Annotated in this window: 23 protein-coding genes and 1 CRISPR repeat array; of the genes, 12 read left to right on the top strand and 11 right to left on the bottom strand. The window is 37.1% G+C overall.

The genetic code is table 11. From position 1 onward, the window contains the following. Positions 1–53 precede the first annotated feature (53 nt). Positions 54–2,696, bottom strand: coding sequence for an alanine--tRNA ligase (alaS, locus tag K2F26_RS01605; RefSeq protein WP_220610098.1), 2,643 nt, complete (start codon positions 2,694–2,696; stop codon positions 54–56). Between the two features lie 268 nt (positions 2,697–2,964). On the opposite strand from alaS, the gene K2F26_RS25095 reads away from it, so the two are divergent. Continuing rightward, on the top strand, positions 2,965–3,096 hold the full coding sequence (locus K2F26_RS25095) for a hypothetical protein (protein WP_302850036.1): 132 nt from the start codon (positions 2,965–2,967) through the stop codon (positions 3,094–3,096). A gap of 378 nt (positions 3,097–3,474) precedes the next feature. Further along, positions 3,475–4,266: an endonuclease/exonuclease/phosphatase family protein gene (locus K2F26_RS01610; protein ID WP_246605498.1), complete on the top strand. Its 792-nt coding sequence runs from the start codon at positions 3,475–3,477 to the stop codon at positions 4,264–4,266. A gap of 10 nt (positions 4,267–4,276) precedes the next feature. Here the strand turns inward: K2F26_RS01610 and K2F26_RS01615 are convergent, their stop codons facing one another. Both K2F26_RS01615 and pdxA read right to left on the bottom strand, forming a co-directional pair. Continuing rightward, the gene (locus K2F26_RS01615) at positions 4,277–4,573 is read right to left on the bottom strand and encodes a helix-turn-helix domain-containing transcriptional regulator (protein WP_220610099.1); all 297 of its coding nucleotides are present in this window, start codon (positions 4,571–4,573) and stop codon (positions 4,277–4,279) included. Further along, positions 4,566–5,657, bottom strand: a complete 1,092-nt coding sequence (gene pdxA, locus K2F26_RS01620) for a 4-hydroxythreonine-4-phosphate dehydrogenase PdxA (protein ID WP_220610100.1) — start codon at positions 5,655–5,657, stop codon at positions 4,566–4,568. The genes K2F26_RS01615 and pdxA overlap by 8 nt, the downstream gene beginning before the upstream one ends. A 556-nt stretch (positions 5,658–6,213) precedes the next feature. On the opposite strand from pdxA, the gene petM reads away from it, so the two are divergent. The 5 genes from petM (at position 6,214) to K2F26_RS01645 (ending at position 12,619) form a co-directional block, all read left to right on the top strand. Next, complete coding sequence (gene petM, locus K2F26_RS01625) at positions 6,214–6,318, top strand: cytochrome b6-f complex subunit PetM (protein WP_096567167.1); 105 nt, start codon at positions 6,214–6,216, stop codon at positions 6,316–6,318. 203 nt (positions 6,319–6,521) lie between these two features. Then, the gene (locus tag K2F26_RS01630) at positions 6,522–7,520 is read left to right on the top strand and encodes an SDR family oxidoreductase (protein WP_220610101.1); all 999 of its coding nucleotides are present in this window, start codon (positions 6,522–6,524) and stop codon (positions 7,518–7,520) included. Between the two features lie 80 nt (positions 7,521–7,600). Beyond that, a complete protein-coding gene (locus tag K2F26_RS01635; RefSeq protein WP_220610102.1) occupies positions 7,601–8,518 on the top strand; it encodes an NAD(+) kinase in 918 nt (305 codons plus the stop codon). Positions 8,519–8,702: 184 nt separating this feature from the next. After that, complete coding sequence (nblR, locus tag K2F26_RS01640) at positions 8,703–9,389, top strand: response regulator transcription factor NblR (protein ID WP_220610103.1); 687 nt, start codon at positions 8,703–8,705, stop codon at positions 9,387–9,389. 395 nt (positions 9,390–9,784) lie between these two features. Further along, positions 9,785–12,619: a zinc-dependent metalloprotease gene (locus K2F26_RS01645; RefSeq protein ID WP_220610104.1), complete on the top strand. Its 2,835-nt coding sequence runs from the start codon at positions 9,785–9,787 to the stop codon at positions 12,617–12,619. Between the two features lie 143 nt (positions 12,620–12,762). Here K2F26_RS01645 and K2F26_RS01650 read toward each other — a convergent pair whose 3' ends face one another. Continuing rightward, positions 12,763–13,425 carry a class I SAM-dependent methyltransferase gene (locus K2F26_RS01650; protein WP_220610105.1) on the bottom strand — a complete coding sequence of 221 codons (663 nt, stop codon included), beginning with the start codon at positions 13,423–13,425 and terminating at the stop codon, positions 12,763–12,765. Positions 13,426–13,715: 290 nt separating this feature from the next. Here K2F26_RS01650 and K2F26_RS01655 point away from each other — a divergent pair, with 290 nt between their 5' ends. Next, positions 13,716–14,654, top strand: a complete 939-nt coding sequence (locus K2F26_RS01655; protein WP_220610106.1) for a phosphoribulokinase — start codon at positions 13,716–13,718, stop codon at positions 14,652–14,654. 76 nt (positions 14,655–14,730) lie between these two features. Here K2F26_RS01655 and cas3 read toward each other — a convergent pair whose 3' ends face one another. Beyond that, positions 14,731–16,797 carry a CRISPR-associated helicase Cas3' gene (cas3, locus tag K2F26_RS01660; protein ID WP_220610107.1) on the bottom strand — a complete coding sequence of 689 codons (2,067 nt, stop codon included), beginning with the start codon at positions 16,795–16,797 and terminating at the stop codon, positions 14,731–14,733. 123 nt (positions 16,798–16,920) lie between these two features. On the opposite strand from cas3, the gene cas5c reads away from it, so the two are divergent. The 4 genes from cas5c to cas7c all read left to right on the top strand — a co-directional run bounded on the left by cas5c (position 16,921) and on the right by cas7c (position 20,711). Further along, entirely contained in the window at positions 16,921–17,586 is a 666-nt protein-coding gene (cas5c, locus tag K2F26_RS01665; protein WP_220610108.1) for a type I-C CRISPR-associated protein Cas5c, read from the top strand. After that, a complete protein-coding gene (locus K2F26_RS01670) occupies positions 17,571–19,223 on the top strand; it encodes a type I-C CRISPR-associated protein Cas8c/Csd1 (protein ID WP_220610109.1) in 1,653 nt (550 codons plus the stop codon). Before cas5c ends, K2F26_RS01670 begins: the two co-directional genes overlap by 16 nt. Before the next feature lie 206 nt (positions 19,224–19,429). Then, on the top strand, positions 19,430–19,684 hold the full coding sequence (locus K2F26_RS01675) for a hypothetical protein (RefSeq protein ID WP_220610110.1): 255 nt from the start codon (positions 19,430–19,432) through the stop codon (positions 19,682–19,684). A gap of 142 nt (positions 19,685–19,826) precedes the next feature. Continuing rightward, positions 19,827–20,711: a type I-C CRISPR-associated protein Cas7/Csd2 gene (gene cas7c, locus K2F26_RS01680; protein WP_220610111.1), complete on the top strand. Its 885-nt coding sequence runs from the start codon at positions 19,827–19,829 to the stop codon at positions 20,709–20,711. A gap of 228 nt (positions 20,712–20,939) precedes the next feature. Further along, positions 20,940–21,493: direct repeats of the CRISPR family, unit length 37 nt; unit sequence GTGACAATTACTAATTAAGGTAATTGAGGATTGAAAC. A gap of 49 nt (positions 21,494–21,542) precedes the next feature. Here the strand turns inward: cas7c and hypB are convergent. From hypB to K2F26_RS01710, 6 genes are all read right to left on the bottom strand, one after another. Next, a complete protein-coding gene (gene hypB / locus K2F26_RS01685) occupies positions 21,543–22,385 on the bottom strand; it encodes a hydrogenase nickel incorporation protein HypB (protein WP_220610112.1) in 843 nt (280 codons plus the stop codon). After that, positions 22,376–22,717 carry a hydrogenase maturation nickel metallochaperone HypA gene (gene hypA, locus K2F26_RS01690; RefSeq protein WP_220610113.1) on the bottom strand — a complete coding sequence of 114 codons (342 nt, stop codon included), beginning with the start codon at positions 22,715–22,717 and terminating at the stop codon, positions 22,376–22,378. The genes hypB and hypA overlap by 10 nt, the downstream gene beginning before the upstream one ends. A 93-nt stretch (positions 22,718–22,810) precedes the next feature. Next, positions 22,811–23,914, bottom strand: a complete 1,104-nt coding sequence (gene hypE, locus K2F26_RS01695) for a hydrogenase expression/formation protein HypE (protein ID WP_220610114.1) — start codon at positions 23,912–23,914, stop codon at positions 22,811–22,813. A gap of 140 nt (positions 23,915–24,054) precedes the next feature. Further along, a complete protein-coding gene (locus tag K2F26_RS01700; RefSeq protein WP_096570868.1) occupies positions 24,055–24,270 on the bottom strand; it encodes a tautomerase family protein in 216 nt (71 codons plus the stop codon). Positions 24,271–24,375: 105 nt separating this feature from the next. Further along, the gene (hypD, locus tag K2F26_RS01705) at positions 24,376–25,527 is read right to left on the bottom strand and encodes a hydrogenase formation protein HypD (RefSeq protein WP_220610115.1); all 1,152 of its coding nucleotides are present in this window, start codon (positions 25,525–25,527) and stop codon (positions 24,376–24,378) included. Between the two features lie 91 nt (positions 25,528–25,618). After that, positions 25,619–25,867, bottom strand: coding sequence for a HypC/HybG/HupF family hydrogenase formation chaperone (locus K2F26_RS01710; RefSeq protein WP_220610116.1), 249 nt, complete (start codon positions 25,865–25,867; stop codon positions 25,619–25,621). Positions 25,868–25,966: the final 99 nt, after the last annotated feature.

Here is a 25,966-nt window from a genome sequence, read left to right on the forward strand (position 1 = left end):
TCCAGATCCCGGACTTCTTAAAGAAGTCCGGGATATAAATATTGATCTAAATCCTATTTCAACCCTGCTAACAAATCATTTTTTGCAGTTTCCAAAGCTTCTGGTAACTTACTTGCATCCCTTCCCCCAGCTTGCGCGAGATTGGGTTTTCCACCACCACCACCACCACAAATTTTAGCTACAGCACCTACAAATTTACCTGCTTGTATTCCTTTTTTATTCACTTCCGAACTAAAAGCAGCAACAATACTTACTTTCCCCTCTTCAGGAATAGAACCTAAAACCACAGCACCATTACCGATTTTTTGCAGTAATCTTTCTGCTGCATCTTTTAATGATTCTGCATCCACATCTTCCAGTTGAGAAACAATAATTTTATGTTCTCCCAGTGTTTCCGCAGTTGTTAATAAACTGTCAGATTTAACTATTGCAAGTTGTGATTTTAGGGTTTGAATTGTTTTTTCACTGTTGCGGAGTTCGGTTTGTAAAGTTGTGATTCTGTCGGGTATTTCTTCCGGTTTGATTTTAAAACGGAAACACAAATCTTTGGTAACTTGATCTCGCACGTTCAAATAATCTAAAACCGATGCACCAGACACCGCTTCTATTCTTCTCACTCCTGAAGAAACTCCCGCTTCAGATATGATTTTGAAAACGCCAATTTCCGCAGTATTACTAACATGAGTTCCCCCGCATAACTCCATTGAAACACCGGGGAAATCAATTACTCGTACTTCATCACCGTATTTTTCACCAAACATTGCCACCGCACCTCTAGCTTTTGCTTCTGCTAAAGGTAATACTTCGATTTTGGCTGAATGCGCTTCAGAAATCCAACTATTTACTAATTCTTCAACTTGCTGAACTTCATCCGCAGTTAAAGCGCGAGGACAGTTAAAATCAAACCGCAAGCTATCAAAAGAAACTAATGATCCTGCTTGGGAAATGCTTTCATCAACTACTTTCTTTAAAGCAGCTTGTAATAAATGGGTTGCTGTATGATTAGCTTGAGCGCGACGACGACAAGCGGTATCAATTTGGGCGGTAATTTGATCAGCGACCCTAATTGTACCACGTTCTATTTTTCCAAAGTGAATAAAGAAATCAGATTCTTTTTTCACATCTTCAATTCTGATTAAAATTCCATCACCAGAAATATAACCTTTATCTCCGATTTGTCCACCTGATTCCGCATAAAATGGGGTTTTATCCAGGACAATTTGTACTTCTGTTCCTGCTTCTGCTTCTTCTTGGGAAATACCATTAACTAACAATACTTCAATTTTTGCTGTGGTTGCTAATTGAGTATATCCTAAAAATTCGGTAGAGTGGATATGTTCTGCAAGTTTATCTAAAGAACCTTGGACTGTTAAATCAATGGTTTCGTGTGCTGCTTTTGCACGTTCTACCTGTTTTTGCATTTCTGCATTAAAACCATCTACATCAACAGTTAAATTCTGTTCTTCGGCAATTTCTTGAGTTAGTTCTAATGGGAAACCGTAGGTATCATATAAGGTAAATGCACTTTCACCACTAATAGAAGTTAAACCTTTTTGTTTTACTTCTTGGATAATTTCCGCTAAGAGCTTTTCACCTCTTTCTAAAGTTTTCAAGAAATTAGCTTCTTCTCTTGCTAACTCTGCTTTAATAGATGCTTCCCTTTGTCGCAAACTGGGATAAACATTTTCAGAAAGAGAAATTGCGGTTTCTGCAACTTGGTTAATAAATTCCCCAGAAATTCCAATTAATCTTCCATGTCTGACAACGCGACGAATTAAACGCCGTAAAATGTAACCTCTACCAACATTAGAAGCACGAATTTGATCGGCGATCATGTGTACAACAGAACGAACATGATCACCAATGACTTTTAAGGAAACTTTGGTATTTTCATCACTTTGATGATAATCAATTTTAGCAATTTTCGTCGCAGTTTCTACTATGGGGAAAATCAAATCTGTTTCATAATTGTTAGGAACTTTTTGGAGAATTTGCGCCATTCTCTCTAAACCCATTCCGGTGTCAATGTTCTTATTTTGTAATGGGGTGAGATTTCCTTCTGCGTCCCGATTATATTGCATAAATACCAAGTTATAAAACTCGATAAATCGGGTATCATCTTCTAAATCAATATGATCATCTCCTAATTCTGGGTGAAAATCATAATAAATTTCTGAACACGGACCGCAAGGACCAGTGGGACCAGAAACCCAGAAATTATCATCTTCTCCCATGCGTTTAATGCGTTTTTCTGAAACTCCAATTTTATCTTTCCAGATGTTAAATGCTTCGTCGTCTTCTTCAAAAACGCTAACTACTAAACTTTCAGGAGGTAAACCAAAAACTTGGGTAGAAATTTCCCAACCCCAGGCGATCGCTTGTTCTTTAAAATAATCACCAAAGCTAAAATTACCCAACATCTCAAAAAATGTATGGTGGCGTTTTGTCCGTCCCACATTTTCGATATCATTGGTACGGATACACTTTTGAGAAGTTGTAGCGCGTTTAAATTCCGGTGTGCGCTGTCCTAAAAATATGGGTTTAAATGGTAGCATCCCCGCTATAGTTAGCAGTACGGTGGGATCTTCCGGTACGAGGGATGCACTAGGAAGCGGTTGGTGTCCCCGTTGGGAATAGAAGTCAAGGAATAAAGCGCGAATATCGTTACCGCTAAGATACTGGGGAGTTGATGACATGAGTGTTTACAAAATCAATTTTAATTAGTTGGTCAGTTCTGCAAAAAGCATCATTACTATTTATTAGTTATGCCATAAAATTAGAGCTATGGTAAATATTTAGTTATTTACTGTCTGTAAATTTTGGGGAAAATATAAATTTTATTGTATAATTTTCGTGCTTGAATACGGTTATTTTATTTTTTTTAACCAACCGCAGAGGCGCAGAGGACACAGAGGTAAGAGGTTTTTTTTGATTAAGAAAGGTGGTTTTTTAGGAGTTATAAAAATGAGTTTACGTTATAGTATGATTATTCAATGGAGTGATCAAGATCAATGTTATTTAGTTCATTTACCTGAATTGACTACTCAAAAATATCATACTCATGCTCTAAGAGGATGTTTGAAAAGTCTAAATTGAGTGATTAGAAATCACATCTACACAGACAAAACCTGCCTTCGCAGGTTTGAAAACCTCAATTTTTCGTTAGTCCACTAGTGGACTTTGCTTGTGTAGTAGCGAATTATATTCGCCAAAAACTTTTAAGACAACCTCTTACCCTGTTCTCTAAAGAGAGCCTGAGTTAATCACCAGGATGCTCCCGTTTTCTCAAATTCCACCAGTGTTAATGAGAGTAATTTAAATGCTATTATTGATGCTTTTCTTATTTCTTGCTGACTGCTGATGGCTGACGGCTGAATGCTTACGATTTTGGATTTGTGAAATTTGTGCTAATTAAGTTATTCTAGAACTATAAAATCTAAACTGACCATATACTATATATTATTAAGAATATAGATGCCATTAAAGAAAGTAATGAAAATCACAGTTATGACTTTTAACCTCCGCTGCGATAAACCAGATCCGGGGGTACGTCAGTGGGAAAAGCGTGTAGGTGCGATCGCTTCTGTTATTCAACATTATCAACCAGATTTAGTGGGTACACAGGAAGGTAAACCCCATCAACTGAAAGATTTACAAGCACTTTTACCAGAATATAAATTTGTTGGGGGCGATCGCTCTGGTACGGGAGAAGATGAACACTGTGCAATTTTCTATAAACCTGAACTTTTAAAACTGCAACAAACTCAAGATTTTTACCTCAGTGATACTCCAGAAATTCCTGGTAGTATTACTTGGGCAACTCGTTTACCACGCATGGCAACTTGGGCTAATTTTACATTTGGTAATCCTGGTATTTCCCTAACTATTGTTAATACTCATTTAGATCATGAAATTGCTAAAGCTAGAGAGTTGGGTGCAGGTTTGCTGAGTCTGCGTTTAATGGAATTTCCTGCTGAAGATTATGTAATCTTAACTGGAGATTTTAACGCCCATTCCAGAACTTTAGAAAGAATAATTTTAGCTGATAATTATAGAATGCAAGATACTTTAGCAAATCTGCCGTTAGCAGAACAAAAAACTTTTCATGATTTTACTGGTGAACCTGTGGATGCTAGAGATACTATTTATGGCGATCGCCGTTTTCACATCGAACAGGTAATCATTGAAAATAAACAATGGCAACGTGTTTGGCCTTCTGATCATTTTCCGGTAATTGTGAAATTAAGCATCGGGAATAGGGAATAGTAATCGAAAATTAAGCAGATTTAACGGATACTGCTAAATGTAATCCCAAAGCATCCAATAAGGTACTTAAACTATAAAATTCAATTTCTCCTTGCTCAGATAATTTCTGGGCTAGGTTCTCATAACATTGCTGTATAGGTGTTGATAGTTTCTCAATTCCACCTTGAGCTTCAATTATATTTTTAAGTGCCTTATTTAACATTTTAGGATCGCCTTCTTCTAAAACAACTTCAATATAAGCTGCTGCTTCCAGTGGATCTTTTAAGTCTTGGATTAGTTTTTCATGGTAGCTAGTGCTTTTAGACATCCTTTTCCTCTCCGCGTCTCTGCGCCTCTGCGTGAGGTAAACTTTGCCTTTGCTTCACCAACTCCACCGCTAACTGAATCGCTGCTTTCATACTGGTTGCATCAGCAATACCTTTTCCGGCAATATCAAACGCAGTTCCATGATCTGGGGAAGTTCTCACAAACGGTAAACCAATAGTAGTATTTACCGCCCGATCAAAAGCCATTAATTTTACCGGAATTAAACCTTGATCATGATAAAGTGCTAAATAAGCATCCGCAATGTTTTTAACATTAGAATCACTATACCAAGCTTGACCTGGTTTAACCCACATTGTATCTGGTGGTATGGGTCCTTCTAGTTGTAAATGCGGTCTTTTTTGTTGTTCTGCTTTTAACCAAGGGATTAACCAATCTATTTCTTCTGTTCCTAATTGTCCCATTTCTCCACTGTGGGGATTTAAACCAGCGATCGCAATTTTCCCATTTTTAATCCCAAAATCTCTTTGTAAACATTCTGCTAATAAATCTAATTTTTTTGTTAATAATTGCGGTGTTAAAGCTTGGGATACTTGACATAAAGGAATATGTGTGGTAGCAAGTAAAGCCCGCAAAGTCCAACCAGTAAAAGGCGATCGCCCGACAAACAACATTCCAAAACGTTCTACACCTGCTTTCTCGGCTAAAAGTTCGGTTTGTCCCGGATAATCAAAACCAGCAGCTTTCCAAGCTGATTTAGCGATAGGTGCTGTGACAATACCATCAAAATCACCCGCTAAAGTTTGAGCGATCGCATATTCCATATAAGCAAAACTCGCTGCACCACTAGCAGCATTACCCACCCCGGTAATAATTTCACCTGAGTTTGGCACATCAATATCAATATCAATGACATTTAACTCCTCTGGATTTACCAAAGCTAGTAAATTATCAGTATTAGCTGTCAAATTTTTATAAGTTTTAGTGAGTAAATCCCGACTACCCACGACGGCAACATCACAGTTTTGGCTCACTTCTGAATCAGCCAAAGCCTTTAAAATTACTTCTGAGCCAATTCCTGCGGGATCTCCTAGTGTGATTGCTAAACGTGGACATTGATTAGTCATTGGTGATTGGTGATTGGTGATTGTTGATTGGTGATTGGGAAAATAGCTTTCTTACCTGGAAGCTACCCAGTCCCGATTTCAATTAGTTGCTAAACTATTTTAGAATTATTTACAAAGGTCTAAACCCAAAGGCAGTTGAAGACCTGGTTTACCTTATTTGCCAGACTAGCAAAAATGAGATTTGAGAGCTTGTCCTAAGTTGACAATTTCATAGACAAAACTATACTTATATTGACAAAAATCAATATATTTTCCGGAAAAAATCAACTACTTGATATATAATACGGTGATATCAAGTATTGAATTGAGACTATTGCCGACGCGAAAACCAAGCAATGATGGTGGTAGTCTTTTTCAGAAACTTAATTGGAACACAATCGCGTTGGGCTACAGCGTGAAGGTCTACAGAGGGATAACCGCTCCCATGCTCCCGTTGAAGTAGAAAGTAAAGTCTAGCTTTGTCTAGGTTTTATATAGCAGATCAAGTTAAGTTAAGCAGTCTCATAAACCGTAAACATCTACAAACCATTCACTTCACAAAGGAGAAACACAGCAAATGGGCGGCGAAATCTTAAATGCAGCTATGTTGTCTTTCGGCTTAATCTTCGTAGGTTGGGGACTCGGCGCTTTATTGCTGAAAATTCAAGGCGCTGAAGAATAAGCATGGGGCATGGGGCATGGGGCATGGGGCATGGGGCATTGGGTTATTAATCTTCCCCTACTTCCCCTACTTCCTCCACCTTCCCTGTTCCCTGTTCCCTGTTCCCTGTTCCCTCTCTTCTGAAAAAAATGTAAACTTTTATTTCTATAACTAAACTCTGTTAAGATTTTTATCATAAAACATTAAAATATATAACGACCCTCATGACATTATTGATTGTCGGTGCTACTGGCACATTAGGAAGACAAGTAGCTCGTCGTGCTATTGACGAGGGGTACAAAGTACGGTGCTTAGTTCGCAGTACCAAAAAAGCTGCATTTCTCAAAGAATGGGGTGCAGAACTGGTGAAAGGCAACTTGTGTGATCCCGAAACCCTAGTAGGAGCATTAGAAGGTGTAAACGAAGTCATTGATGCTTCCACATCTCGCGCTACAGATTCATTAACAATTAAACAGGTAGATTGGGAAGGTAAGGTAGCATTAATTCAAGCCGCCAAAGCTGCTGGTGTAGAGCGTTTTATCTTTTTCTCTATTCTTGATGCTGATAAATATCCCAATGTACCGCTAATGGAAATCAAGCGATGTACAGAATTATTTTTAGCTGAATCTGGCTTAAATTACACTATTTTAAGATTAGCTGGGTTTATGCAAGGCTTAATCGGTCAATATGGCATCCCCATTTTGGAAAATCAGCCGGTGTGGGTGACAGGTGAGTCTTCCCCCGTGGCTTATATGGATACTCAAGATATTGCTAAATTTGCGATTCGGGCTTTGAGTGTACCAGAAACCCAAAAACAAACTTTCCCCGTTGTTGGTACTCGTGCTTGGAGTGCAGAGGAAATAATAAATATTTGTGAACGTTTATCAGGAAAAGATGCCAGAGTAACACGGATGCCTATAGGCTTACTGCGTGGTGTTAAAAGCTTACTGCGGTTTTTCCAGTGGGGATGGAATGTAGCTGATAGATTGGCTTTTTCCGAAGTTTTAGCCAGTGGTAAGCCCTTAAATGCGCCAATGGAAGAAGTATATACAGTATTTGGTTTAGAACAACAACAGACAGCCACAGTAGAAACTTACTTGCAAGAGTATTTCAGCCGGATTATGAAAAAGCTGAAAGAGCTAGACTACGAGAAAACCAAAAGCAAAAAGAAAAAAGATAAAAAAACGCCTTTTAAACAGTCATCAAAAGCTAATAGTCAATAAAATCCCAGATGTTGATTACAATATCCCAAAATATGTAACCATTACTAAAGAAAAAGCATAGCCTACTTGGATATTTGAATGTGCCGAAAGCTGGCATTATCTACAACGACGTTAAACCGATAGCAACTAGAACCGCTATCGAACTCAAAGACCAGTTAACCGCAACTGGTTGGGATGTGTGTGTGACAGCCAGCATCGGTGGTATATTGGGCTACTCAAATCCTGATAGTCCTGTATGCCACACACCAGTGGAAGCTCTCACACCTCCCGGTTTTGATTCCAGTATGGAGTTTGCAGTGGTATTAGGAGGAGATGGAACTGTTTTAGCAGCTTCCCGCCAAGTTGCCGCCTGTGGCATACCATTGTTAACTGTGAATACTGGTCACATGGGATTTTTGACAGAAGCGTACCTTAACCAACTTCCCCAAGCCATAGAACAGGTAATGGCAGGTGAGTATGAAATCGAAGAACGAACCATGCTCAATGTCAAAGTGCTACGGGGGGAAACTGTTTTATGGGAAGCCTTATGTTTAAATGAAATGGTGTTGCATCGAGAACCATTAACTTCGATGTGCCATTTTGAAATTCAAATTGGTCATCATGCAACAGTGGATATTGCAGCCGATGGTGTAATTGTTTCTACTCCTACGGGTTCAACTGCTTATTCATTAAGTGCTGGTGGACCTGTGATTATTCCCGGTGTACCTGTGTTGCAGCTAGTACCAATTTGTCCCCATTCTCTGGCTTCGAGGGCTTTAGTATTTCCTAACAATGAACCTGTGAACATCTATCCAGTCAATGTACCCCGGATGGTGATGGTGGTAGATGGTAATGGTGGGTGTTATGTATTTCCAGATGATCGGGTATATTTAGAGCGATCGCAATATAAAGCTAGGTTTATTCGCTTACAATCACCAGAGTTTTTCCGCGTTTTACGGGAAAAATTAGGTTGGGGACTACCACATATTGCTAAACCAAGTTCTGTAGAGTTGCCATAATTTTCAGCAGTTAGTTGTCAGTTGTCAGTGGTCAATACTGGTTTTCTTCCAGAATCGGCATTGAGGCAATTGTATTGGGAGTGAAATTTATGGCACAACGTAATAGGTAATATGGGATGAAACAAGGTTTTTACCAATTACCCATTACCCATTACCAATTACCCATTACCCATTACCAATTTATATGACCTTTTCTCACAGTGCCTGTGTTCTGGTGATTGAACCCGATGATAGTTTAGCTAATCAATTAGCTTTTGATTTGCAAGAAGCCGGCTATGATGCTGTTATGGCTCATGATGCAGCCAGTGGTTTGCAAAAATGCCGCGATTTGCAACCGGCTTTAATTGTTGTAGATCGGATGCTGACGGGAGAATCTGGACTTTCTTTGTGCAAAAATCTCCGTACTATCGGCCATCGTTCCCCTGTTTTAATTTTAATGGCCAGAGATACAGTTGATGATCGTGTCGCTTGTCTAGAAGCTGGTGCTGATGATTATATTCTTAAACCCTATCGCTCAGAGGATTTTTTAAAGCTGATTCGTTTATATCTCAAACCTGATGTCGATACTAATGAACAGTTGCGTTTTGGAGATTTGGTGCTAGATATTGGCATCCGTCGCGCTATCTATAACGGTAGAGCTATCGACTTAACCATGAAGGAATTTGAACTATTAAAGTTTTTTATGGAACATCCCCGTGAAGTATTAACCCGTGATCAAATATTGGAAAATGTCTGGGGTTATGATTTTATGGGTGAGTCAAATGTGATTGAAGTATACATTCGCTACCTACGCTTGAAAATTGAAGATGAAGGAAAAAAACGCCTGATTCAAACGGTGCGGGGTGTAGGATATGTTTTAAGAGAATCTTAACAATTTTGTAGCAGGAGTCAGGAGTCAGGAGTAAAACCCTTTTGTAGCAGGAGTTTCATGATTAATGGATGTCCTAACTAAGTAAGTTGGCACAAAAAAACCGAGGTATGTTACAAAATGTAAAATTCCCAAAAGTCTCTTTCCTCTTGCCTTTTGCCTTTTGCCTTTTGCCTTGCCAACCTAATATTTCTTTATGTTAATATTCCCAATACCTTCAAATCTTTGATTTTGCAGGAATTTCATTTATTGATTTTTGTTCAGGATTGCTATATTTGACAATTTTTTAATTTTATACTGTAGTAATGGTTAATCATCCTAGAGAAAATCTCTGAGCGTGTTAGCTTAGTTTCAGCCTTGTTGTTTTCACAAGAATCAATAGTTATTAGGGATGTAGAATGAAAAAATTAACTTTTTATATAGTTGTGTTACATAGTTTATTTTTAGGTATGGGAACTGCTTACGCCGAGTCATTAGAGACAAAAGCAAAGGAAAATCTGCCAACTTCAGATCAAATAACTTTACCAGCATCGAAACTATGGGTAATTAATCAAAATAAACAGGTACAAAAACAACCTTTTATGTGGGTGGTGCAAGATCCAAAACAAGCCAGACAACAACCATTTTTACAACTTGCTAAAAATGCCAATAAACCAACTAAAAAACCTGGAGATAGCACTAAACCATCTAAAAATGAGGATTTAGAAGAATTTGATGATGTTGTCAAAGACACTCAAAAATTAGAGGGTATATTTACTCTTTATCGCCACAAAGAAAATAATAAAATCTATTTAGAAATTCAACCAGAACAACTTCATAAAAACTTCTTAGCTACAGCTACTTTGGAATCTGGTATTGGCGAAAAAGGAGTTTATAGTGGTTTACCGTTGCAAGATTTTCTATTTTATTTCCAACGCATAGATAATAGTTTGCAATTTGTGGTGCGGAATGTGAATTTTCGGACTCGTGAAGGAGATCCCCAAGCTCGTTCTTTGCGCCGTTCTTTTAGTGATTCCGTTTTGTATAATTTGCCGATTAAAAGTATTCATCCCCAACGGAAAACAATACTCATTGATTTAGGTGATTTACTCTTAACAGATTTAGCAGGATTATCTGCAAGTTTAGAATTATCAGCAAGTCCAGAACAAGCCTATTTTGGTAATGCTAAAGTTTTTCCCCATAATCTAGAAGTGCAATCAATTTTAAATTTTACAGGCGCTGGCGGAAATCTGAGTGTACTGGCTGATAGTCGTGGCTTTACTCTCAAGCTGCACTATAGTATTTCTCAACTGCCTAATAATAATTATCAACCGCGTTTAGCAGATGAGCGTGTGGGATATTTTCTCACTGCATATCAAGATTTATCTAGAGATGATCGTCATGATAATTTTGTCCGTTATATTAATCGCTGGAACTTAGAAAAACAAGACCCTAAAGCGGAAATTTCTCCTCCTAAAAAACCGATAGTTTTCTGGATTGATAACGCTGTTCCTTTGGAATATCGTGATGCCATTAGAGAAGGGGTTTTGATGTGGAATCAAGCTTTTTTGAAAGCGGGTTTTAAGGATGCGATTGAAGTTAAACAAATGCCAGATAATGCTACATGGGATGCGGCTGATATTAGGTATAATACAATTCGCTGGATTAATACGGTAGATGGTTATTTTGCCCTTGGTCCATCTCGTGTTAATCCTTTGACGGGAGAAATTTTAGATGCTGATATTCTGGTAGATGCTAGTTTTGTTAGGGCTTTAAAAAATGAATATCGGCAAATTATTCTACCCAAGCAAACACAAAAACAAACACAAACGCCAACTTCTTTATCTGCATTGATGCAAAATCGCCTTCTTTGTGGTAAAAATGATCAAAAAAATAAAGGGCTAATTGGCAATTTATCTAAACTAGCGGGAGAGTATGATTTATGCTATGGGATAGAATCTGCTAATCAATTTGCTTTTGGTGCTTTGGCTATGTCACTATTAGCAAATACTGTTCCTAGTCGGGATCAGATGCAAGATTATATTCATCAATATTTACGTTTAATTATTGCCCATGAAGTCGGCCATACTTTAGGTTTGCGTCATAATTTTCGCGGTAGTCATCTTTTACCACCAGAGGAGATGAATAATCGAGAAATTACTAGCACTAAGGGTTTAACTGCTTCGGTTATGGATTATATTCCTCCTAATATTGCCCCTCGTGGTACAGTTCAGGGAGATTATTTTCCTGATAAAGTGGGAAGTTATGATATTTGGGCAATACAGTATGGTTATACTCCTTCTGGGGCAAAAAGTACCATTGCAGAAAAATCATTTTTGGCAGAAATAGCGAAATTATCAGAAAACCCAGAGTTGAGTTATTCTCCTGATGAAGATACATCGGAAATTGATCCTACATCTGCACCTTGGGATAATAGCCGGAATGTGCTAGTTTATTCTCGCTGGCAGTTGGATAATTCCCGTGTGATGTGGGATCGTTTAAATCAGGGGTATTTAATGTATGGTGACAGTTACAGCGATTTAACTGATCAGTTTAGTACCATTTTTGGCAATTATTTACAGCAATTAAGTTATACTATTAAATACATTGGTGGTCAGTCTTTTTACAGAGTTAATCCAGTTGACAATAAAGACAGATTACCATTTGTAGCTGTTCCTGTGGAAAAACAAAGACAGGCATTAGAAACTTTGCAAGAGTATGTTTTTGATGAGGAGGCGCTGAAATTTTCACCGGAACTACTGAATAAATTAGCACCTTCTCGTTGGTATCACTGGGGAAGTACACCTGTCACGGGGCGTTTAGATTTCCCGGTTCATGATTTGGTGTTGTTTGTACAGAGTGCTGTTTTGAGTGATTTACTTTCTGGCGATCGCCTGACTCGCATCAAGGATATTGAACTCAAAAGCAAACCCGTTGAAGCACTGACTATTCCTGAATTATTTAATACTTTGCAAACAGGAATTTGGACGGAGGTTTTACAACCAAAAGGAAAATTAGAAATTTCTAGTTTCCGACGGGGTTTACAACGGCAATATGTCAATTTTTTAACAGCAATGGTATTACGGAAAGTAGATGTACCAGAAGATGCTCGCACTTTAGCATGGTATAAGCTAAAACAATTAGATCAGCAACTTAAACGGGTGAGGTCTGATGATGAGTATACAAGAGCGCATTTGCTGGAAACCCGCGATCGCATTGAAAAAGCTTTAAATGCTCCGTTGCAAGCTAACTAGGTGACAGGAGATCAAGGAGTCAGGAGTTCTAGGAGTCAGAAGGCAGAAGGCAGGGGAGGTAGGGGAAGTAGGGGAAGATTCATAACCCAATGCCCAATGCCCAATGCCCCATGCCCAATGCCCAGTCACTAATCACCAATCTTTCAATTTTTCCTCGCTAATGTCAAACCATCAGCAATGGGAACTAGACTTAGGGTAATTCTTGAATCTTGATATAATTTTTGATTGAAAGCGCGAATTTTTTTAGTTTGATTATCTTGTATTTCTGGATCTGCTACTTTCCCAGACCATAAAACATTATCAACGGCAATTAGTCCACCGGGTCGAATTAATTGCAGCGATCGCTCATAATAATTTTCATAGTTTCCTTTATCAGCGTCAATAAAGGCAAAATCAAAAGTTTCTGCTTCTCCTGCTGCTAACAAGTTATCCAAAGTTTCTAAAGCTGGAGCAATATGCAAGTCAATTTTATCTGCTACTCTTGCTTTTTCCCAATATCGTCTCGCTATGTTGGTATATTCTTCACTCACATCACAGGCAATAATTTTACCATCTGCTGGTAAAGCCAACGCCACTACTAAGGAACTATAACCTGTAAATACTCCTATATCTAATGTTTTTTTTGCTCCTAGTAATTTAACCAACAGTGCCATAAATTGTCCCTGTTCTGGGGAAATTTGCATTATGGCCATTGGTAGCTGGGCGGTTTCTTGACGTAGTTGGGTTAAAATTTCTGGTTCACGTACAGAAACAGAAAGTAAATAATCATACAGGTTTTGTTCTAAGCCTATGGTTTGTTTTGCCATTACTGTGATGCTAAATTTATTGAACTAATATATCTGTATATTCAATATTTTTTATTGAATTTAACATATTTCTTCCTTATCAATTTTATCATATCAGATGTAATTTTTAGGCATAAATGCTAATTTTAAAATTTTTGAATCAGGATATGAGCCGGATTATGTTGAGAGATGTTGCGAGAAAAGGGAAAGCTGGAATTTTTCAACTAATTTGCCACTAGAATGAATAAACTAACTAAAAATGTTCTCCAGAAACATTATTAAGTAACCAGCTTGTATTTCAAGGGGGTAAGATGAGTCGTCCAATCATTCTTGGTATTGTTGGTGATAGCGCAGCGGGAAAAACTACTCTGACTAGGGGTATTGCTCAGGTACTTGGACCGGAGAATGTTACACTCATCTGTACCGATGATTACCACCGTTATGATCGTAAACAACGGGCGGAAATCGGTATTACAGCCCTGCATCCTGACTGCAATCATTTAGATATTATGCAACAGCATTTATCGCTGTTACGTACAGGACAAGCTATTCTCAAACCTGTTTATAGCCACAAAACGGGGACTTTTGAACCGCCAAAGTATATTAAACCCAATAAATTTGTAATTATTGAAGGTTTACTTGGTTATTCTACCCGTGCTGCTCGTGATGCTTATGATGTTAAGGTTTATCTTGCTCCTCCTGAATCACTACGGGCAAAATGGAAGGTTAAACGAGATACAGAAAAACGCGGTTATACTGAAGAACAAGTATTAGCAGAGTTGGAAAAACGGGAACCAGACTCAGAAGCGTTTATTCGTCCCCAACGTCAATGGTCTGATATTGTGGTGAGTTTTTATCCTCCTAGTGAAAATGAGGATGAAAACAATGGACATTTAAATGTGCGGTTGGTGTTACGTCCAACTATTCCCCATCCTGATTTTACTCAGATTATTCACCCAGATAATGATGATTCTGAATCAGCGGTGCGTTTGGGACTAGGTAGGGATATGGGTAAACCGGTGGATGTGTTGGAAGTTGATGGACACGCTACCTTGGATCAGGTGAATAAGATAGAGCATATTATGTGTAATGATATGCCTTATTTAAAGAATATTTGCGATCGCGAAATCAATCCTGAACTTGGTAAAATCGCTGGTACAACTGGGGAAACATTACAAAGTTACCCCCTAGCATTGACACAGTTAATTATTACCTATCATATGCTCAAAGCAACGCAGATTCATCAGTAGAGGGGATTGGGGACTGGGAAGATGGGAGCAAATTCTTTACCTATTCCCTATTCCTTATCCCCACAAAAAGACTTTCTCAACAAACCCTAATTCCCGTTTCTTGGTAATCTCCCATCCAAACATCTATTTTACCAATTTGAGTATAATTTGTATATTGATCGTTCTTAGGAATATTCACAGTAAACTTTTGCAATCTGCGCCAATCTGTTTCTGTAATATATTCTTTATTTTCCATTTCTGCAATTAATTTTTCACTGTCTCCCCATTTAACTACTACCGCCATTTGATGTTCATTATCAATTACTTTCACCGCTTTAGCAACTTCAGGGAAATCATACTTTTCTCTTAATTTTTGAATATCCACACCTCCATCATGATTCTGATTCAATAAATCACTAAAGTAAATCTTTATCAAAGATAAAATATCATCATTTATATCATATTTTTCTAAGATTTTTTTAGTAATACTTATTCCGTCTTTATATCCCGGTGGGTTGGAAGATGACATATTAAAAATGATTACATTACCTTGATCCTGCTTTCCTTCTCTGTTACATCTTCCTGCTGCTTGAATGATAGAATCTAAAGGTGCAAGTTGACGGTATACTATGGGAAAATCCACATCAACACCAGCTTCTATCACTTGGGTACTAATTAAAAAACAAGGTTGTTCAGCTTTTAATAATTTTCGCACTTTGTCCAAAACTTGAGAACGATGATCAGGACACATCATAGAACTAAGATGAAAACAATGATCGGGAAATTTGGCAGATAATATTTCATATCCTTCCCTGGCTAATTTTTTGGTATTAACAATAATTAAGCCTTGATTTAATTTAGATGATTTAATGCTATCAACTAAATTTTTCCATTCCCAAATATCAGCAATATATTGATAATTAACACGGTTAAGTTGTTGAAATATTTTCTTAGTTTCAGCTTCAGGGATAATATCAGCAACATCGGTTAAATCATCTTCATAAAGGTTATGAAATGCTGGTTGGGTAGCACTCATTAAAACTATTGTACATCCCCAATCTGTGACTAATGTATGCAAAACATTTAATATTGGCCGGACTAAATCACTAGGTATAGATTGAGATTCATCTAATAAAATTACCTTGTTAATTAAACCTTGTAATTTTCGGCATTTTGTAGGATGATTAGCAAATAAACTTTCATAAAATTGCACTCCACTGGTGACAATTACGGGTTTATCCCATCTGTCGGTATTCAATTTATAATCTTTGGTTTCTTCTAATTTTGGTTCATATCCTGAATGATGTTCTAATACTGCATTTTCTCCAAATAATTGCCGATAAACGGCAGCAGTTTGTTCAATAATACTTTTCAATGGTCCGACATAAACTATTCCTGACATTTGATGTTTTTGACTGTGCAAATAGGCAAATCTCGCACTAGCAATGGTTTTACCAATTCCACAGGGTCCTGTTAATCTAAAAATTCCTTTGGGTAATTCACTTTTGTTGATACAATGTTGGGCAAAGACATTTCTAGCTTCACTAATCGCATTTGCTGATTGTGGAAACAAGGAATGAGGATTGAAACTCGTTTTGTTATATGCAGAAAGCTCCAAATCTTGTACATATATGGAGCTTTCACCTTTATTTTCAATATTTTCAAATTTGCGAGCGTCTAATCTGTCATTATCAACTAAGACAGAAAATAACATTCTAATGGCAAATTCTCGCCGCAATTTAGGTAAATTAATATCTGGTAATTCTTGCGGTATAAAATCAGTTATTTCCTGTCTAGCTATTTCTAAACATTCCTCTAAACCTGCTGCTAATTGTTTATACTCACTACCTCTTAATCTCAATCTTTCTGGTAAACCAGAATGATGGCCAGCGATGATATAAGCTATTGCTGGCGGTTCTTTTTTAGACATTTGTAAAGCTAAAACAGCACCGTGGGGAGAATGTACAACCCGCTTACCGTTATTTTTTAAGTATTCCTGCCATTTTTGCTGATATTTACCCAAATCATGCCATAAACCAGCATATTTGGCTAATGCTGCAAATTCTTGTGGTACAGCGTTTACAGACATTTGTGCAACATTCTGTAAATGTGCTGCTAGTAGTTGTTCTTTACAATCTGTAGTAATTCTTGCTAAGTATTTCATTTTGTGATATGCCTTTCCTGAGTTTATAGGTTTCATGATGTTACATGAGACTATTTACAAAATGGCTAGTCTTGTGTTATACATAAATTTAGTTCAGAATATTAGCTAGTCTCATTATGTTATATGCAAGTCAAGCTATTTGGTGAATGGGCATTATTCACAAGGCCGGAGTTTAAAGCTGAACCGCACAGTTACAGGGTAATGCCCTTTACGGCGGCTGTAGGTGTATTAGAGTCTATTTTCTGGAAACCAGAAATTAAGTACAAGATTAATCACATCACGGTACTAAAGCCAATTAATACATTTAGCATCCAGCGTAACATGGTGCAGTCCAAACAAAGCTATAGAAATGCTAAAGATTGGATGAAGAGTGATGGTATAGGGAGTTACACTGCTGTGGGCGATCGCGCTCAGAGAAATCATGTCATATTGCATGATGTGGCCTACATTGTTGATTTCAATTTTGACTTACAAACAGAAGAAGATTTATCTAATAAATATGCAGCACAAATAAAGCGGAGAATTGAAAAAGGGCAATGTTTTAAACAACCCTATTTTGGATGTCGAGAATATATAGCCCATTTTGGTGTTCCTTCAGAAGAAGATCAAGCAGCACCAGAGTTAAAGGGGGAAATAGATTTAGGTTTAATGCCTAAAAAAATGCACTTTATACCTGATCAAAAAGGTACAGTTTCTTGGCGTACTGCTCAAGGTTTTGTCAAAGGAAATGTAGTTACAGAATTTGCTCACTTTATAATGCGAGATGGGCGGTTATGTTGCAAGAATTAAATCAATTAGGAATTGCTTTAGAACAGGATAATCAACTCACACCCATAGGATTTAGTGAATGTCTGTGTCATTGGCAAATTAATTTACCTTTAGGTAGTTTTCAAGTTTTAGAAACAGCAGCAACCAAAGGTAAACCGAAATTTGGCAGAAAAATATTAGTACCAGATTTGCGGCGTAATGGTGATGAACCATTATTAATTGATGATGGGGGAGAATATGTTTTTGGTGCTGGTGATAGAGGTGAAAAACGGCATCAACTGTATTTACAACTTCTGGAAAGATGTTTACAAGAAACTAACCACGAAGCAGTTAAAGCAGTTTATGATTTTGTTACTAACACCACTGTAGAAAAAATTACAGCCCAGTTAACAGAAATTTATCCACAAGCAGCTAATACAGATTGGTGTCGGGATAGATTTGTGTTTTTATTTGAAGGTAAACAAATCACCAAAATTTCCGTAGTTCAAAAATGGTGGTTTAATTATTATGGCAGTAAACAAGATACCGTTAATGGAGTTTGTTTATTAACAGGTGAACAGACTTTAACAATGGGGCGAAAAATGCCCATGATGGTTAAAGGTGTTCCCGGTGCTGCTACTGCTGGTGCTGCTATTAGTAGTTTTGATAAAAGTGCTTATCAATCTCACGGATGGGATGGAAATATTAACGCTCCCATTGGTTTTGAAAGTGCCGTTAGATTTCATAAAACTTTAGATTTTTTACTTAATAGTGACACCAATCGTTATAAATTAGGAGAGCAGGTTTTTGTTTATTGGGGAGAAGAAGACGGAGAAGGTATTAATCCTGAAATATGGGAAAATCCTGCCTTTGAATCTATTTTTGCAAGTCCCCATAGTCCGAAAAAATTTAATTTGGAGGATATTAAATCTAGCAGATTTTATTTAGCGATTCTCAAAGGTAATAAAGGGAGAATTTCCGTTAGTGGTTGGAGTGAAGTTACTACCCAAAAAATCAAAGATTCTATTCAGCAGTTTGTCGAATGTCAGCAACTTAATAATTTAGCACCTAGTCCGCTTTGGATGTTGTGTAATAGTGCTTTTTTTAATCCTAGTAAGGAACACACAGAAAGGATAGCAACTGCTTTAGTTAAAGCTGCTTTTTTAGGTGAAGCATTACCGGATGAATATGCTTACAGAATCATTGATCGGATATGTAAAGAAAAGGTGTTTAATGACTTTCCATCTAAATCTAAACAATCTCGATATTTTCCCAGACTGCAAGGTTTATTACTTTATTTAGCCACAAACAATATGAAATATCCCACAGGCGATCCTCAATTTGATACTGCTTACACTTTAGGCAGAATTGCATTTTTAATGCACCAATCACAAGTTAAAGCTCAAAATATGAGTGAAGATAATACTAATGTTATGCGTAGTTTAAAGACTTTATCTTCTACACCGACTCAAGTTTTTGCTCGGCTTTGTCATGGTTGTACTCATTATCATTTAGAAAGTGATAATAGTAAATTCAAAAAGTTACTAGCTGAAGAATTTGAAAACTTTGATATTTCTGTATTGCCAGAAGTGCTAGATTTAAAATCTCAGGCTTTGTTTTTTCAAGGTTGGTGGCAAAAAAGAGCCGAGTTTTTTAAAGGTAGGGAAAAATCTGAGTAGGTTGGTTTTAACAAAGTGAAACCCAACAAATAATTTTCAATGTTGGGTAATTTTCAATGTTAGGGAATTTTCAATGTTAGGGAATTTTCAATGTTGGGTAATTTTTAACATTGGGTAATTTTCAATGTTGGGTTTCGTACCTCAACCCAACCTACTAATAAACCAGATTGATGTGTAAGTTTGATAAAGCATAGGAATTGATGATTATGTACATAGGTAAAATGCAAATTGATCACATGAAATTTGTTTTACAAAAAATAGAGGATTTAGAAAATAAATTTCGTTTTATTGAGGCTGAAAATCAAAGTATGAAAGCAAGAATTACATATCTTGAATATGATTTACATACTGACAACCAAAGATTAAAAGATGAAAATTTTTACTTTCGTCAAGAGGTAGATTATTCATCTGAAGATTATTGTACAAAAGAGGATACTTGGCAACGTGAATATTTATCATAAAAACCTCTCTCCAAACTTCTCTCCTACCAGGAGAGAGGCTTTAAAAATCAGTTTTTATCTAATTCTTGTCCTCCTTCCCTCCCAGGACAGGGACTAGGGGTTAGGTCTTTAAATTATCCACAAATCACAAGGAACAAAAATCATGACTGCACATTTAGACCCTACTAAAAAACACGATGCAATTTTATTATTTGATTGTTTGGATGGTAATCCCAATGGTGATCCTGATGCCGGAAATCAACCAAGAATTGACCCTCAAACTAATCAAGGTTTGGTGACAGATGCCTGTTTAAAACGTAAGGTGAGAAATTATGTAGAGATGCTTGGTAAGGATGAAACAACACCAGAAAGATATAAAATATTTGTGGAAGAAGGAAGCGTATTAAATGAAAAAATCAGTCGCGCTTATGATGCTGTAGGTTTACCACAAAAAGAAGGAACTCCAGAACAACAATTACAGGTTGCTAAGTGGATGCAACAAAATTTTTATGATTTAAGAATGTTTGGTGCAGTATTATCTACTGGTTTAAAAGCTGGTCAAGTTTGGGGACCTGTGCAAATCAGTTTTTCTCGTAGTATTGATCCGGTTTTTCCCCAATCTGTGAGTATTACTCGTTGTGCTGCAACGGAAGAAAAAGAAAAAAAAGATGGTGTAAAAAAGGATAATAAAACTATGGGCAGAAAAGAGGTTTTACCCTATGGTTTATATAGGTCTTATGTTTTTTATAATCCCCATTTGGCGGAAAAATCTGGTTGTGTGAATGAACGGGATTTAGACTTATTTTGGCAAGCTTTGATTAAGGCTTGGGAATTTGACCGTTCTTCAGCACGGGGTTTTATGGCTTGTCGTAGTTTGTATGTTTTTACTCATGCCAGTAAATATGGTAATGCTCCTGTTCATCAGTTATTTGATAAACTGCAAATTAAAATTAAGTCTACTGTTGATGTACCCCGCAGTTTTGCTGATTATCAGGTTGACTTGGATGAGGTGTTACCTGATGGTGTGACTTTGACGAAGTTGGCTTGAAAATGCGCGGATGGGTGGGTGTTAAGTCGGAGTGATTATGACTAAGCTGGAAACTCTTGCACTGTCTAGTTTTTATTCATTAGGTGTTGTCAACCACCCGCGCACCTTACGCTGTAAGGGTTTCGGCGTTTTTCGTTCTTGTGCTGTTTTCTGGAATGGGGTATTATGGCAGGGTTCGCGCAAATCGTTGTGGAAATGTCCTATTTCTAAGGGTTTGCGCGATCGGCAGTGACAATTACTAATTAAGGTAATTGAGGATTGAAACAGGCATATTTTCCTAAGAAGTAATTATTAAGCCCGGTGACAATTACTAATTAAGGTAATTGAGGATTGAAACCTTCGCATACGTAGCCATGCCAAGATATTCCGCAAGTGACAATTACTAATTAAGGTAATTGAGGATTGAAACAGTTACGTCCGCGCCGGTGTACCTTTCTTGCATATTTTCACAGGTGACAATTACTAATTAAGGTAATTGAGGATTGAAACAGATATCCCAAGCTACCCACATCAGCGTTATCCTGGTGACAATTACTAATTAAGGTAATTGAGGATTGAAACCTTGGCTAGTTGTTTCAGTTGTTGATGGATGTTGGCGAGTGACAATTACTAATTAAGGTAATTGAGGATTGAAACATTAGATATGCTTTGGCTTCCGGCAGGATAACTGAGTGACAATTACTAATTAAGGTAATTAAGGATTGAAACCTCATGCCATAGCCACTGGTAACGGGTCCAGTGGTAGGTGACAATTACTAATTAAGGTAATTGAGGATTGAAACATTGAGGATTGAAACAAAACTAAAAGATAATGATTTTCACAATAAGAAATTACACAGTAATTGCAGATTGACATGACAAAAACCCATACCACTCATCTAAACCCACGCCAGTAGTAGCAGAAACCTGAAAAATTTGTATTTTTGGGTTTACCTGTTTTGCATATTCAATACATTTTTCTACATCAAACTGCAAATAGGGTAACAAATCAATTTTTGTAATAATCATAATGTCACTAGCGCGGAAAATATGAGGATATTTAATTGGTTTATCCTCCCCTTCCGTCACCGACAAAATTACAACTTTAGCCTGTTCACCTAAGTCAAATAAAGCTGGACAAACTAAATTACCCACATTTTCAATCATCACCACAGAATTTAATGGGGGGTTAAGTTCCTGTAAACCCTTTTCTATCATCGAAGCATCTAAATGACAACCTGTGCCAGTGTTAATTTGCACTACTTTACAGCCTGTAGATTTAATTTTTTCCGCATCATTGGTAGTTTCTTGATCACCTTCAATGACGCTAATATTCAACTGATCTTTTAAATCATTAATTGTGCGAGTTAATAAAGTAGTTTTACCCGCACCAGGAGAACTCATTAAATTTAAAGCCAGTATATTTCTACCTTTAAACCAGCCTCGATTTTGAGCAGCTAATAAATTATTTTTACCTAAAATTTCCTGTTCTAAAGATATAGTAGTATTATGAATTTTGGCATGAACATTTGCTGGTGATTCATGATGATGTTGATGATCATGATGATGATGTTCATGATCATGGGAATGGGTAATTACAGTTCCATCGGGTAAAGTATGAGTATGAGAATGTTGATTTTCCATGTTTGTAATAGTTGTATTGTTATCATCAGAACAGCCGCAGGTTACACACATAACTCTTCTACCTCAATTTCTTTAATGTTTAATTCTTGACCGGTGATTAAATCTAATTCTACACTACCACATTCACAAATTCCAAAGGGTTTATCTACATAAAATGTATTACCACATTGGCGACATCTTGCCATTCCTGGTATTTCTAATATTTCTAATATTGCCCCTTCTACTATTGTACCTTGGGAGCAAATATCAAAGCAGAATTTAATGGCATCGGGCATAATGGCGGAGAGTTTGCCTATTTCTAGTAATACTCTTTGGACTTTTTTATTTTGGGCGTTTTCGCTAACGATAGCGATGATGTTTTGAGTTATTCCTAGTTCGTGCATGGTTTGATTTTTTCTCACGCAAAGACGCAAAGAGAATAAGGAAGATTTTTTATATCACGCAGAGGCGCAGAGTCGCAGAGAGAAGGAGGAGTTTTAACATATTCTTGGAAGTTGATCACCTACTAACATATCAACTATTCTTTCTGCACCAAAGGCGGTTTTTAATAATACTATTCCTGGGGGTTGGGGCAGAATTTCACCAATAATTGCTGCTTGTTTTCCGGCTGGGTGGTTTTGCATTGTTGATAATATTAAATCGGCTTTTTCTTTGGGTGCAATTATAACTAATTTACCTTCGTTGGCTAAATACAAAGGATCTAAACCCAAAATTTCACACATTCCATTAACTTCTTCTCGTACAGGAATGGCTTTTTCATTAATACTAATTCCCACATTTGCAGTCTGGGCAAATTCATTTAATACTGTGGCTAAACCTCCTCTCGTTGCATCTCGCATAGCTTTAATTCCTGGACAAACATTAATAATTTCAGCAACTAATTCATGTAATGGTTGACAGTCGCTTTCTATATCTGTTTCTAATGCTAATTCTCCCCTGGCAATTAAAATGGCAGCACCATGATTTCCAATTTCTCCGTTAATAATTACCACATCACCTGGTTGAATATTTCGAGGAGAAATATCAATTCCTGTAGGAATAATACCAATACCAGCAGTATTAATAAAGAGTTTATCAGCACAACCACGATGGACGACTTTCGTATCTCCCGTCACTATTTGTACCTCTGCTTTTTGGGCAGCATTTTGCATACTTAACACAACTTTTCTGAGAGTTTCTAACTCTAAACCCTCCTCCAAAATCATACTACAAGTGAGATATAAAGGCTTTGCACCACTCACAGCTAAATCATTAATAGTCCCATTAACCGCCAACTCCCCAATATCTGAACCTGGGAAAAATAAAGGATCAACTACATAAGAATCAGTAGTGAAAGCTAACCTATTTCCTAACTGAGAAAGTTGAGATAAATCAAAACTCGCCTGATCTTCCAACTGTGATAAAATCGGATTATCAAAACTACTAACAAACACATCATTAATCAAATCTCTCATAGCCTTACCACCGCTACCATGAGATAAATTAATGTGAGTATCTTTCACCTTATTAGCACGACGGCGCACCTGTTCAATTTTTTGAAATAGCGGATTTTTAACTTCTTGATTATTGTAAACTTCCATATTAAACATCTTCATCTTATAAACTTCTTAACTTAAAAACCTTTCTTCTCTTCCTTTGTGTACTTTGCGTACTTTGCGGTTATAAAAAAAAGAATTGGTGCGTTACGATAACGCCAACGCACCCTACAAAATACTACAAACTACCTCCCAGTTTCCTCATGTCTACCGGCGTGTTTATCAGAATGTAAAACACCACCAACCGCCCAATTATCCCTTTCAAACTCATCAATGTGAACAGTGATCCATTCTGGTTTTGTACCCAAAGCAGAAACCAAAGCATCTGTGACAGCTTGGGCTAATTTCCGCTTCTTTTCTATAGAGTGTCCTTTGGCAATTTGCACAGTTACAAATGGCATAATAATTTACCTTTAATCTACAATTTATAAGATCCCCGACTTCTTTTTTATATTCTCTATAAATGAATACAATTATTGAAATAAATCAGGGACTTATGTGAGGTTTTAACTGACATTTGCAACTACTTGATTTTGCTTGTTGGCTTTTTTATCCATTGTTGCCAGTCTGCCATATTTATAATAAGCTGCACAAGCACCTTCAGAAGAAACCATACAAGCACCAATGGGATTTTCTGGTGTACAAGCTGTGCCAAATACTTTACATTCCCAAGGTTTTAAAACTCCTTTGAGAATATCACCACATTTACAGGCTTTATGATCGGGAACTGTTAAATTAGGAATAGCAAATTTAACTTCGGCATCAAATTGGGCGTATTCTTCGCGTATTTGAAAACCAGAATTAGGGATTTCTCCTAAACCACGCCATGCAAATTTTTCACGGGGTTTAAAAACTTGATTCATGGCTGTTAATGCGTTTTTATTTCCTGCTTTTTCAACTAAGCGATTATATTGATTTTCTACTTGACAGCGATTTTCTACTATTTGTTTTAATAACATCCAAATAGATTGGAAAATATCTAATGGTTCAAAGCCAGAAACAACGATGGGTTTATGATATTTTTGGGCAATAAATTCGTAAGGTTCTGTTCCTATGACCATACTTACATGACCTGGACCAACAAAACCATCAAGTTGTAAATCGGGATTTTCTAATAATGCTTGTAAGGCAGGAATTACTAATACATGATTAGCAAATAAACTAAAGTTAGTAATGTTTTCTGCGGCTGCTTGGAGAACTGTAAAAGCGGTACTGGGGGCGGTGGTTTCAAAACCTAAACCAAAGAAAACTATTTCTTTTTTTGGGTTTTCTTTGGCAATTTTTAAGCTATCCAAGGGTGAATAAACCATGCGGATATCTGCGCCTTGGGCTTTTGCTTGTAAGAGGCTGGTTTTTGAACCGGGTACGCGCATGGCATCGCCAAAGGTGGTAAGGATGATGTGAGGATTTTGGGAGAGGGCGATCGCATCATCTATTCTACCTTTGGGCATCACACAAACTGGACAACCTGGTCCATGAATTAGTTCGATATTATTGGGTAATATTTCTTCGATGCCGTATTTAAAAATTGAATGGGTATGACCTCCGCATACTTCCATGATTTTTAAATGTTTGTCTATTTGGCGGCTGAGTTTTTCTATTTCTTTTTGTAAGGCTTGGGCTTTTTCTGGGTTACGAAATTCATTTACATATTTCATATTTTTATTGAACCACGTTAGCGAAGCTTTCCGTAAGGATAGGCACGAAGGACACGAAGGAAGAGGAGGAAGGAATAAGAAAGGGAGGTTTTTATGTATAAGATGCGGCTATTTCTTGGAGAATTTTTAATGTTTCTGCTGCTTCTTGTTCGTTTATTCTGTTCATGGCAAAACCAACGTGAACGAGTACCCAGTCTCCTATACATTTTTCTGGTGGGTGTTGTTCGTCTACGATGCACGCTATGTTTATTTGGCGTTTAACTCCACCGACGTTAACCATCGCTAGTTTATGTTCTGGGTTGGTTATTTCTACAATTTGTCCTGGTATTCCTAAACACATTTTTTTATTTTCCTTTTTTATAAGAACCGCAGAGGCGCAGAAAACGCAGAGGTTTTAATTTAGAATGAGATAAAAATCAAATTATTTAATTTTTATCTT

Source organism: Sphaerospermopsis torques-reginae ITEP-024 (assembly GCF_019598945.1).
Lineage (GTDB): Bacteria > Cyanobacteriota > Cyanobacteriia > Cyanobacteriales > Nostocaceae > Sphaerospermopsis.

Bases quoted from the DNA above. Each gene is read 5' to 3' on its own strand.
- cas3 (WP_220610107.1), bottom strand. From the start codon at position 16,797: ATGAAATACTTAGCAAGAATTACTACAGATTGTAAAGAACAACTACTA.
- petM (WP_096567167.1), top strand. From the start codon at position 6,214: ATGGGCGGCGAAATCTTAAATGCAGCTATGTTGTCTTTCGGCTTAATC.
- K2F26_RS01645 (WP_220610104.1), top strand. From the start codon at position 9,785: ATGAAAAAATTAACTTTTTATATAGTTGTGTTACATAGTTTATTTTTA.
- alaS (WP_220610098.1), bottom strand. From the start codon at position 2,696: ATGTCATCAACTCCCCAGTATCTTAGCGGTAACGATATTCGCGCTTTA.
- cas7c (WP_220610111.1), top strand. From the start codon at position 19,827: ATGACTGCACATTTAGACCCTACTAAAAAACACGATGCAATTTTATTA.
- hypA (WP_220610113.1), bottom strand. From the start codon at position 22,717: ATGCACGAACTAGGAATAACTCAAAACATCATCGCTATCGTTAGCGAA.
- K2F26_RS01650 (WP_220610105.1), bottom strand. From the start codon at position 13,425: ATGGCAAAACAAACCATAGGCTTAGAACAAAACCTGTATGATTATTTA.
- hypB (WP_220610112.1), bottom strand. From the start codon at position 22,385: ATGTGTGTAACCTGCGGCTGTTCTGATGATAACAATACAACTATTACA.
- K2F26_RS01710 (WP_220610116.1), bottom strand. From the start codon at position 25,867: ATGTGTTTAGGAATACCAGGACAAATTGTAGAAATAACCAACCCAGAA.
- K2F26_RS01615 (WP_220610099.1), bottom strand. From the start codon at position 4,573: ATGTCTAAAAGCACTAGCTACCATGAAAAACTAATCCAAGACTTAAAA.
- K2F26_RS01610 (WP_246605498.1), top strand. From the start codon at position 3,475: ATGCCATTAAAGAAAGTAATGAAAATCACAGTTATGACTTTTAACCTC.
- cas5c (WP_220610108.1), top strand. From the start codon at position 16,921: ATGCAAGTCAAGCTATTTGGTGAATGGGCATTATTCACAAGGCCGGAG.
- hypD (WP_220610115.1), bottom strand. From the start codon at position 25,527: ATGAAATATGTAAATGAATTTCGTAACCCAGAAAAAGCCCAAGCCTTA.
- K2F26_RS01655 (WP_220610106.1), top strand. From the start codon at position 13,716: ATGAGTCGTCCAATCATTCTTGGTATTGTTGGTGATAGCGCAGCGGGA.
- K2F26_RS01670 (WP_220610109.1), top strand. From the start codon at position 17,571: ATGTTGCAAGAATTAAATCAATTAGGAATTGCTTTAGAACAGGATAAT.
- hypE (WP_220610114.1), bottom strand. From the start codon at position 23,914: ATGGAAGTTTACAATAATCAAGAAGTTAAAAATCCGCTATTTCAAAAA.
- pdxA (WP_220610100.1), bottom strand. From the start codon at position 5,657: ATGACTAATCAATGTCCACGTTTAGCAATCACACTAGGAGATCCCGCA.
- K2F26_RS25095 (WP_302850036.1), top strand. From the start codon at position 2,965: ATGAGTTTACGTTATAGTATGATTATTCAATGGAGTGATCAAGATCAA.
- K2F26_RS01675 (WP_220610110.1), top strand. From the start codon at position 19,430: ATGTACATAGGTAAAATGCAAATTGATCACATGAAATTTGTTTTACAA.
- K2F26_RS01700 (WP_096570868.1), bottom strand. From the start codon at position 24,270: ATGCCATTTGTAACTGTGCAAATTGCCAAAGGACACTCTATAGAAAAG.
- K2F26_RS01630 (WP_220610101.1), top strand. From the start codon at position 6,522: ATGACATTATTGATTGTCGGTGCTACTGGCACATTAGGAAGACAAGTA.
- nblR (WP_220610103.1), top strand. From the start codon at position 8,703: ATGACCTTTTCTCACAGTGCCTGTGTTCTGGTGATTGAACCCGATGAT.